Here is a 1,047-nt window from a genome sequence, read left to right as displayed (position 1 = left end):
TATTATATCTAAAAGAAGCTAAAAAATGCTTTTCGTTTATGTCAATGGTTTCGGGTTTCATCAAATTGTTGCCAACGGTCTTGTGTATGATTTCGTTGTGTGTTTCTACAACTAAATTAGTAAACAAAAACGAACCAGAGGAAATTCCGAAGGAATTTCCAAGTAGGCTTGCACTAGCAATGAATTATACACGGTGTTGGCAGCCGTTATTTATTTTTCAACAAATTCCAATGTTATATTTCCTTTACAAACTCCTGAAATTTGTATTAAATCAACTGTCGGTTTTCTGTGTGCATTAACTAATGTTAAATGTGTTCCTTTTCCATTGATTATTCCTGCTATTTGTATTAAGTCAACTGTCGTTTTTTGGCTTGCATCAATAACAAGACTTGCACCAATTCCGGCTAACTGTATTAAATCTACTGTTGGTTTCATATTTCTGTTTTTAGTTATTTGATATAATTTTGATTTTAGGATTTCCTAAACCAGCTCTAATTGCAAAAGCATTTTTCCTTTCTATCTCAGAATTTGACATTACTTTATCAGTAATTACTTCATTAACAAAGATTTCTTTTTTCGGGTTTTCGGTCATTTCACTATTCCAATATTCCATTGCTATTTTTTCTGCAATTTTAGTATCTGATATATTTTTAAATAATTCTTCAATTTTATTAAAATCTCCTATGTGAAGGATTTCAGTTTCACTTATTTCTCCTCTGTAAAATTTTGAGTTCTTTTGAATTGTCCAGAAATGTTTTGCATCTTCAAAATTTTCAAATAGCATTAAAATTTCATTTCTTTTTGGTTTTCGTTTTGGTCTTTTAAATTCCAAAATTTCTTCCACTTTTTTTCGAATGTCATCTAATTCGTTTTGATAAGCATTTTGAGGTGAGATTTTATCATTCACGTTAAAATCTCTTTTATCAATCCTAAATATCCTCATATGTTCGGGTGTGCGTTTAATGGCTGCCAACGGTTTGTGTATGAAACGTAGCGTGTAAAAAGATGCTAACTTTTCGGATAAACACAGAGCCGAATTTTTATATT

At 30.4% G+C, this 1,047-nt stretch carries 2 protein-coding genes; both read right to left on the bottom strand.

Annotated elements, in window-relative coordinates; genetic code table 11:
- Positions 1-210: 210 nt before the first annotated feature.
- Entirely contained in the window at positions 211-435 is a 225-nt protein-coding gene (locus tag Q0997_RS20170; RefSeq protein WP_299892507.1) for a hypothetical protein, read from the bottom strand.
- Positions 436-445: 10 nt separating this feature from the next.
- On the bottom strand, positions 446-1,047 hold a 602-nt coding region (locus Q0997_RS20165; protein ID WP_299892505.1), incomplete at its 5' end, for a hypothetical protein.

It is taken from the genome of uncultured Lacinutrix sp., from assembly GCF_947500325.1.
Lineage (GTDB): Bacteria > Bacteroidota > Bacteroidia > Flavobacteriales > Flavobacteriaceae > Lacinutrix.
Note: the sequence above shows the minus strand (reverse complement) of the source record. Positions and strands in the feature narration are given on the sequence as shown.